The organism is Pseudomonas sp. NFX1 (assembly GCF_051123555.1).
Lineage (GTDB): Bacteria > Pseudomonadota > Gammaproteobacteria > Pseudomonadales > Pseudomonadaceae > Aquipseudomonas > Aquipseudomonas capeferrum.
In genome coordinates, this window is the sequence record NZ_CP169366.1 from 1,392,758 (window position 1) to 1,400,446 (window position 7,689).

2 protein-coding genes are annotated in these 7,689 nt (G+C 66.6%); one reads left to right on the forward strand and one right to left on the reverse strand.

Going from position 1 to position 7,689, the window contains the following annotated elements; all coding sequences use genetic code 11:
- Positions 1 to 2: 2 nt before the first annotated feature.
- On the reverse strand, positions 3 to 785 hold the full coding sequence (locus DJ563_RS06130; RefSeq protein ID WP_434519042.1) for a helix-turn-helix transcriptional regulator: 783 nt from the start codon (positions 783 to 785) through the stop codon (positions 3 to 5).
- 415 nt (positions 786 to 1,200) lie between these two features.
- On the opposite strand from DJ563_RS06130, the gene DJ563_RS06135 reads away from it, so the two are divergent.
- Positions 1,201 to 7,560, forward strand: coding sequence for an amino acid adenylation domain-containing protein (locus DJ563_RS06135; RefSeq protein ID WP_434519043.1), 6,360 nt, complete (start codon positions 1,201 to 1,203; stop codon positions 7,558 to 7,560).
- Positions 7,561 to 7,689 lie beyond the last annotated feature (129 nt).

Here is a 7,689-nt window from a genome sequence, read left to right on the forward strand (position 1 = left end):
AGTCAGGCGCCGGCCATCCATTTGGTCAGGCCATGGCGGCCACTGACCCCCAGCTTGGCGGTGGCGCGCTTGAGGTAGGTTTCGATCGAGCTGTTTTTCACGTTCAGCCGCTGCGCCATTTCCGGCACCGTGCCGCCGGTCAGCAGGCCCAGGCAGACCTCCTGTTCCCGGGTCGACAGCCTCACGGCTTCCTGCACCAGGCGCTCGCCAAACGAATGGCGCAACGAGCCCGCTGGCAAATCGGCCAGCGGCGAGCCGGCATGCCGTGCCCCCCCTTGGCGCAGCAACTGGCCGTGGTGCTCGACCAGCGGCAGCAAGGTGTCAGACAGGCTTTTCAGTTGCGACAGTTCACCCAGCGAAAAGCCACGCTGGCTGGGCAAGCGATGAAAGCAGATGACCCAGCGCCGCACACCGCTGCACGACACCAGGTTGCACTGGTGGGCACTTTGGCTGGGTTGGCCTGCGTCTTGTGGGGCCTTGAATTCGATCAGCAGCGGGTCCTTCATCTGCATGATGCTCTGCAGCAGGGGGTGGCGCAGGGTGTTGACGGTGGGCCGTTCAGGGGCAGGGCCGGCGCTGCCCAGTACATTGATGCGGCTGACACTGGCCTGCCGGGGGGCAAGGGTCCATTCACTGAGGTCGAGCCTGTGGACCGGCACCTGGGCATCGACCAGATGCAACATCTGTTCGGCGAAGCGCTCGGCGCCGGTACTGGCGATCAGTTCGCCCAGTTGCAGATACAACTGCGGGTCGGGGCGGTATTCGAGGCTGTCGGTCAGCTTCATATCATTGTCTTCCTTGATTCCAAGCGTTACGGCGGGTGGTCTCGCGGTCGAGTCCTCTGGGGGGTAGGTGGGAGTGGCGGTATTCAAGCCCGGCCGGGGTGCTGCGTCTGTAGTGGAAAACAGGGACACAAAGTGCCACCGATTGCGGATCAGGTGGGCAGGGGCTCTGACGGTGTGGGTAGTGGCTAATGAGGGCTTGGCCAGCCAATTGACGCCAGAAGCGTGGCGATCCAGGCCTTTTCCCCGCCGATAAATCCGGGTGTAGGTGATGCCGGGTAGAGGCTGTGGCAAATCTCCTACATGTTTTTCAGCAGGCTTCTACACGCCCAGCGCATGTCCGGGTTTCAGGGGCCATACAGGCTGAAGGCGGGGTGCTTGAATCCGCCGATGATCAATCAGAAGGACCTGCCGACTCATGCCTGCCGCCGAAACCTTTGCCCTGACCGTTGCCCAGCGCGACATCTGGTTGGACCAGATCAGCCACGGCGACTCGCCGCTGTACAACATCGGCGCCTATGTCGAAATGAATGGCGGGGTGGATGCCGCGCGGCTGCGCCAGGCACTGGCGCACCTGGTTGCCCAGCATGACGGCCTGCGCACGGTGCTGGTGACACAGGGGGGCATGGCGCGGCAGTACTTTGCCCCCACCCTGGAGGTGGAACTGGTGCGGCACGATGTGCGCGATGCAGAGGCGCCGTGGGCGGCCGCCCAGGCCCTGCTGCAAGCCCGGATGCAGACGCCCTATCGCCTGGATGCCAGCCCGCTTTGGGGCACCACACTGATTCGCCTGGGCGAGCAGCGCTACCTGTTTGCCGTGCAGGCCCACCACCTGGTCCTCGACGGCTGGGGGGTGGACCAGTGGTTCAAGCAGATCGCCGAATACTACAACCTGCTCGAACAGGGGCTGCCCCTGCCGGGCGGCGCACCGTCCTATCGGGCGTTCATTGAGGACGATGCCCAGTACCAGGGTTCGCCACGCCATGACCGCGACCGCGATTATTGGCTGGCTAAATACCTGCAATTGCCGGACGCCTTGCTGGCGCCGCGCGAGCGTAACGCGGTACACCTTTCGCCGCCCAGCGCGGTGCTCGAACAGCCATTCGATACCCGTTTGCTGGCACGTATGCGGGCGCTGGGCAGCACGCTGCAGGCCTCGCCGTTTCATGTACTGCTGGCCGCCCTGCATGTGTGCAGCGCACGCACCTGGCAGCGTGACGAGTGGGTGGTCGGTTTGCCGGTGCGCAACCGCGGCAACGCCCAGTTCAAGTCGACCCTGGGGCTGTTTACCCAAGTCAGCGCGTTGCGCATGGACTTTGGCCGCGAGCGCACCTTCGCGGCGCTGGTGCAGGGGATTCGCGACGCGCTCAAGCAAGACTTCCGCCACCAGCGTTTCGCCCTCAGCGAACTCAACCGCAGCCTCGGTGCATTGCGTGAAGAGCGGCCGCAGCTGTTCGAACTGATGGTGTCGTTCGAAGAGGATGGCAACGACCTGCGTTTCGGTGATGTGCCTGGCCACACCGTGATGGTCTGCAATGGCCATGAACCCACCCCGTTGAGCATTCACCTGCGCTGCAACAGCCAACGTGACAGCGCTTGCCTGCACCTGGTGCACAACCGCGCCTGGTTCAGCGAACAGGACGCTACGGCGCTGGCCGAGCGCCTGCTGCACGTCCTCGAGCAAGGCCTGCAACAACCGGAGCAAAGTATCGCGTCCTTTGACCTGCTGACCGCCAGCGAGCACGCCCGCCTGCAGCAGTGGAATGCCACGGCGCAACCAGGGCCCGACAATGGCGAGGCGTTGATCCATCGTCGTATCGCGGCCCAGGCCAAGGCCACACCGCATGCCTTGGCAGCGCTTCAGGATGGCCAGAGCCTGAGCTACGGCGAACTCGACCGCCGCGCCGACGCGCTGGCCCAGCACCTGGCGAGCCTGGGTGCCAAGCCTGACCGGCGAGTGGCGGTGGTCGCCCAACGCAGCCTGGACACCCTGGTCGGCCTGTTGGCCGTGCTCAAGGCCGGTGCCGCCTACGTGCCGATCGACCCGGCCCACCCGCAGGAACGCCTGGCCTACCTGCTGGACGACAGCGAGCCAGACGTCGTGTTGACCCAGTCATGGCTGCGTGATCGCCTTCCCGCGCATGGTCTGGCGCAGATCGAGCTGGATCGCTGGGACTGGAACGCGCCGCCCGCCGCCCTGGCCCGGCCTGCGCAGCCGCTGCCCAGCGATCTGGCTTACGTCATCTATACCTCCGGCTCCACAGGGCAGCCTAAAGGCGTGATGGTCGAACACCACATGCTGGCCAACCTGATCGACTGGCACTGCAGTGCGTTCGAGCTGGGCCCAGGCCGCCATCAGTCGAGCCTGGCCGGCTTCGGCTTCGACGCCATGGCCTGGGAGGTGTGGCCGGCCCTGTGCAGCGGCGCGACCCTGCACCTGGCACCCGTGCGTGACGGTGCCGAGGACATCGATGCCTTGCTCCGCTGGTGGCGCGCCCAGCCGCTGGATGTCAGCTTCTTGCCCACGCCGGTGGCCGAGCATGCCTTCGCCCAAGGTGAGCTACACCCCACCTTGCAGACCTTGCTGATTGGCGGCGACCGCCTGCGGCGCATGGCCCGCGAGCGGCGCTACAGGGTCATCAACAACTACGGCCCCACCGAAGCTACGGTGGTGGCGACCTCAGGCGAGGTGACGGCAGGTGGCCCGCTGCATATCGGCGGGCCGGTGGCCAACACGCAGCTGTACGTGCTCGACGAGCAGCGCCGCCTGTTGCCCATCGGCGCCCCAGGCGAGCTGTATGTGGGCGGCAAGGGGGTTGCCCGGGGTTACCTCAAGCGGCCGCAGATGAGCGCCGAGCGCTTTCTCGACGACCCGTTCAGCACGCTGCCAGGGGCGCGGATGTACCGCACCGGCGACCTCGTGCGCTGGCTGCCCGACGGCACCCTGGAGTACCTCGGGCGCAACGACGACCAGGTGAAAATCCGCGGTGTCCGGGTTGAGCTGGCCGAAATCGAGGCCGCCCTGGCCAGCCATGCGGCGGTACGCGAGTGCGTGGTGATGCTGCGCGAAGGCCAACTGCAAGCGTGGTACATCGGCCAGTTGGCGGTAACACCGCGGGCGCTGCATGAACACCTGCGCGAACGCCTGCCGGCGGCTTTGCTGCCGGTGGCCTATGTCAACCTGGCGGCCTGGCCGCTGACCGCCAATGGCAAGCTCGACCGCCGCGGCTTGCCGACTGCGGACGAAGCCGCCAAGGTGCGCCGCGAACACGAAGCACCCCTCGGTGAAGTCGAGCAACGCCTGGCCGTGCTTTGGGCTGAATTGCTGCAGGTCGAGCGGGTAGGGCGCCAGGATCACTTTTTCGAGCTGGGCGGCCACTCGCTGCTGGCCGTGCAACTGATCGAGCGAATGCGTCAGCAAGGCCTGCAAGCCGATGTGCAGGTGCTGTTCGGCCAATCGACCCTGGCCAGCCTCGCGGCGTCCGTGGTGGTCGGGGAGGCCGCTCGCATACCGGCCAACCGGGTAGCGCCGCAGTGCCAGCGCATCACGCCTGACATGCTCACGCTCAGCGTGCTGACGCAAACCGCCATCGACCGCATCGTCGCCTCGGTACCGGGCGGTGCTGGCAACGTGCAGGAAATCTATCCGCTGGCCCCCCTGCAACAGGGCCTGCTGTACCACCATGTCACCGATGTACGCGACCCTTACCAGCAGCAGGCGTTGTTCGCCTTTGCCAGCGCCCAGCAGTTGCAGGCCTTCGGCGAGGCGTTGCAGCAGGTGATCGACCGGCATGACATCCTGCGTACCAGCCTGGCCTGGGAGGGGCTCGAACAGCCCCAACAGGTGGTCTGGCGCCAGGCGCGCCTGCCGGTCGACAACTGGCTGACGACAGCGCCCGACGGCAACATCGCCGGGCAACTGCGCAGCCACTACGACCCCCAGCATCGGCCCTTGGACTTGCGCCAGGCACCGATGATGGCGCTGGCCTGCACCGAGGATGCCCAGCACGGGTGCTGGCTGGGTTTGCTGCGCTTCCATCACCTGGTCAATGATGCCGTCTCGCTGCAGGTGCTGTTGGGCGAGCTCGAAGCCTTCATGGCCGGGCGTGGCGAACAGCTGCCGGCGCCTGTGCCCTATCGCGAGTATGTGGCGCTGAGTGCGGCTGCCGAGCGCCAGGCACGGCACGAGGCGTTCTTCCGCGAGCAACTGGCCGGCATCGAGCCGCTTGCGCCTATTGCCGGGCTCGGCGGCGAGCCGGTGGATGCGTTTGATCTGCACAGCCATAGCCAGGCCGTCGAAGCGCCGCTGGCGGGGTTGTTGCGTACCCAGGCCCGGCATCAGGGGGCGAGCCTCGCCAGCTTGCTGCACCTGGCCTGGGCCCAGGTGCTAGGGACCCTCGGCGGGCGTGATGAAGTCACCCTTGGCACAGTGCTGCTGGGCCGCAGCATGGCGGGCAAAGGCGCTGATCGTGCCTTGGGCATGTTCATCAACAGTTTGCCGTTGCGGGTGCAGCTGGAGCATCGTTCGGTCGAACAGGCGCTGGGCGAGACCCACGCGGGCCTGGCCGCATTGCTCGGCCACGAGGACGCACCGCTGATTCTCGCTCAGCGGTGCAGCGGCCTGCCGGCGGGCACCGCGCTGTTCGACAGCCTGATCAACTACCGCCAAGGGGCCGTGTTGCACGGGCAGGTGCTGCCGGGTGTGGAACTGGTCCAGGCCAGTGAAGTCCTGAGCCATGGCCTGGTGCTGACGGTCGACGACCACGCCGACGGGCTGCAGCTTGCCGTCCGTGCGCCGCGAGCGATTGGTGCGCAGCGGGTACTGAACTACTTGCTGGCGACCTTGCGCCAGCTGGGCAGCGCCCTTGCCGAACGCCGCAGCGTGAGCCTGACGGCGTTGTGCGCGGTGCCTGAGGCTGAACTGCACCGCTTGCTGCATGGTTTCAACGCCACGCAAGACCTGCAAAGCCCGGTCACGCAGACCTTGCCTGCGCTGTTCCAGGCCCAGGTGCGGCGTACGCCCCAGGCCATCGCGCTGCAGACCGACGACAGTTTCCTCGATTACCAGACCCTCAACGCCCAGGCCAACCGCCTGGCCCACCACCTGATCGGCCTGGGCGTGCGCCCCGATGCGCGGGTGGCGGTGTGCGTCGAGCGCGGCGCCGCACTCATGGTGGCGTTGCTCGGCGTGCTCAAGGCGGGCGGTGCCTACGTACCACTGGACCCTGGCTACCCGGCCGAGCGCCTGCGCTTCATGCTTGATGACAGTACCCCGACGGTGGTGCTGGTACACGGCGCTACCCAGGGCCTGTTCGACCAACTGCCAGGCCCTGTGCTCGACCTCGACCGTGGCGACTGGCACGCCTGCCCGGCAACTGACCCGCAGGTAGCTGGCCTGGGCCCGACGCAGCTGGCCTATGTGATGTACACCTCGGGCTCAACCGGCACCCCGAAGGGGGTGATGATCGAGCACCGTGGCCTGTGCAACCTGATGCACTGGGGTTCGCGAATCTGCCCGCCACGCCCGGGCGATGCCTTGCTACAGCGGGCGCCGTTCAGTTTCGACGGTTCGGTCTGGGAGCTGTTCTGGCCGCTGACCGCCGGCCTGCGCCTGGTCCTGGCACGCCCTGACGGGCATCGTGACCCTGCGTACCTGGTGCAACGGGTCCAGGCCAGCCAGGTGACCACGATCAAGTTCGTGCCGGCGTTGCTGCATCAGTTTCTTGAAGAACCCGGTGTCGAGGGTTGCACCAGCCTGACGGACATCTTCTGCGGCGGCGGTGAACTGACACTGGCGTTGCTGCAGCGTGTGCGCGAGCGCCTGCCCAAGGTGCGCCTGCACAACGTCTATGGCCCCACGGAAGCCACGGTAGACAGCACCGCCTGGACCTTGCAGCCCCATGAGCCACTGCCGCTGCTGGCGCCGCCGATTGGCCGGCCGATCGCCAATACCCGCCTGTATGTGCTCGATGCGCATGACCGGCCGGTGCCGCTGGGGGCGGTGGGCCAGTTGCACATTGGCGGTGTCGGCGTGGCCCGTGGCTACCTTGGGCTGCCGGCGTTGCAGGCCGAGCGTTTCATCGCCAGCCCGTTTGTCGAGGGCGACCGGCTGTATCGCACCGGCGACCTGGTGCGCTACCGCCTGGACGGCGAACTGGACTTCGTCGGCCGCAACGACTTCCAGGTCAAGCTGCGCGGTTTGCGGGTGGAGCTTGGCGAGATCGAAGCGTCGTTGACCGCGCACCCGGCAATCGGCCAGGCCGTGGTGCTGATGCGCGAAGAGCGCCTGGTGGCCTACTTCACCTGCCGCGAGGGCAGCAGCGCGCCGGCGCTTGAAGTACTGCGCAGTCACCTGTTGGCGCGCATGCCGGAGTACATGGTGCCGCAGGCGTTCGTTGCCCTGGCCCAGTTGCCTTTGAGCAACAACGGCAAGGTCGACCGCCAGGCCCTGCCGGCGCCGGGTGCAGAGTCGGTGATCAGCCGCGCCTACCAGGCCCCGCGCGGCGAGCTGGAAACCGCGCTGGCCGAGATCTGGACCGATGTGCTGAAGATCGAGCAAGTCGGCCGAGATGACAACTTCTTCGAGCTGGGTGGCCATTCACTGCTGGCCGTCGGCTTGGTGGCACGCATGCGTCAGGCCGGCCTGCATGTGGATGCCCGCACCTTGTTCAGCCAGCCGACGCTGGCGGGGCTTGCGGCCAGCACCCGCCTCGAACAGGTCGAGGTAGTGATACCGCAGACCACCATTCCCAGCCTGGGCAAACGCAGGCGCATCTGAAAGCACCGGGGCCGCATAGCGGCCCCGGTGCTATCCGCAATTGTCCCCGCTTCCCATGTCAGACCGACCGGTCACGATCCTTTAGCGTGTCCACGATCCCTATTTCCAGGCAAAGCAGGATGCTTACCG

Coding starts and splice junctions, on each gene's coding strand:
- DJ563_RS06130 (WP_434519042.1), bottom strand. CDS start 785: ATGAAGCTGACCGACAGCCTCGAATACCGCCCCGACCCGCAGTTGTAT.
- DJ563_RS06135 (WP_434519043.1), top strand. CDS start 1,201: ATGCCTGCCGCCGAAACCTTTGCCCTGACCGTTGCCCAGCGCGACATC.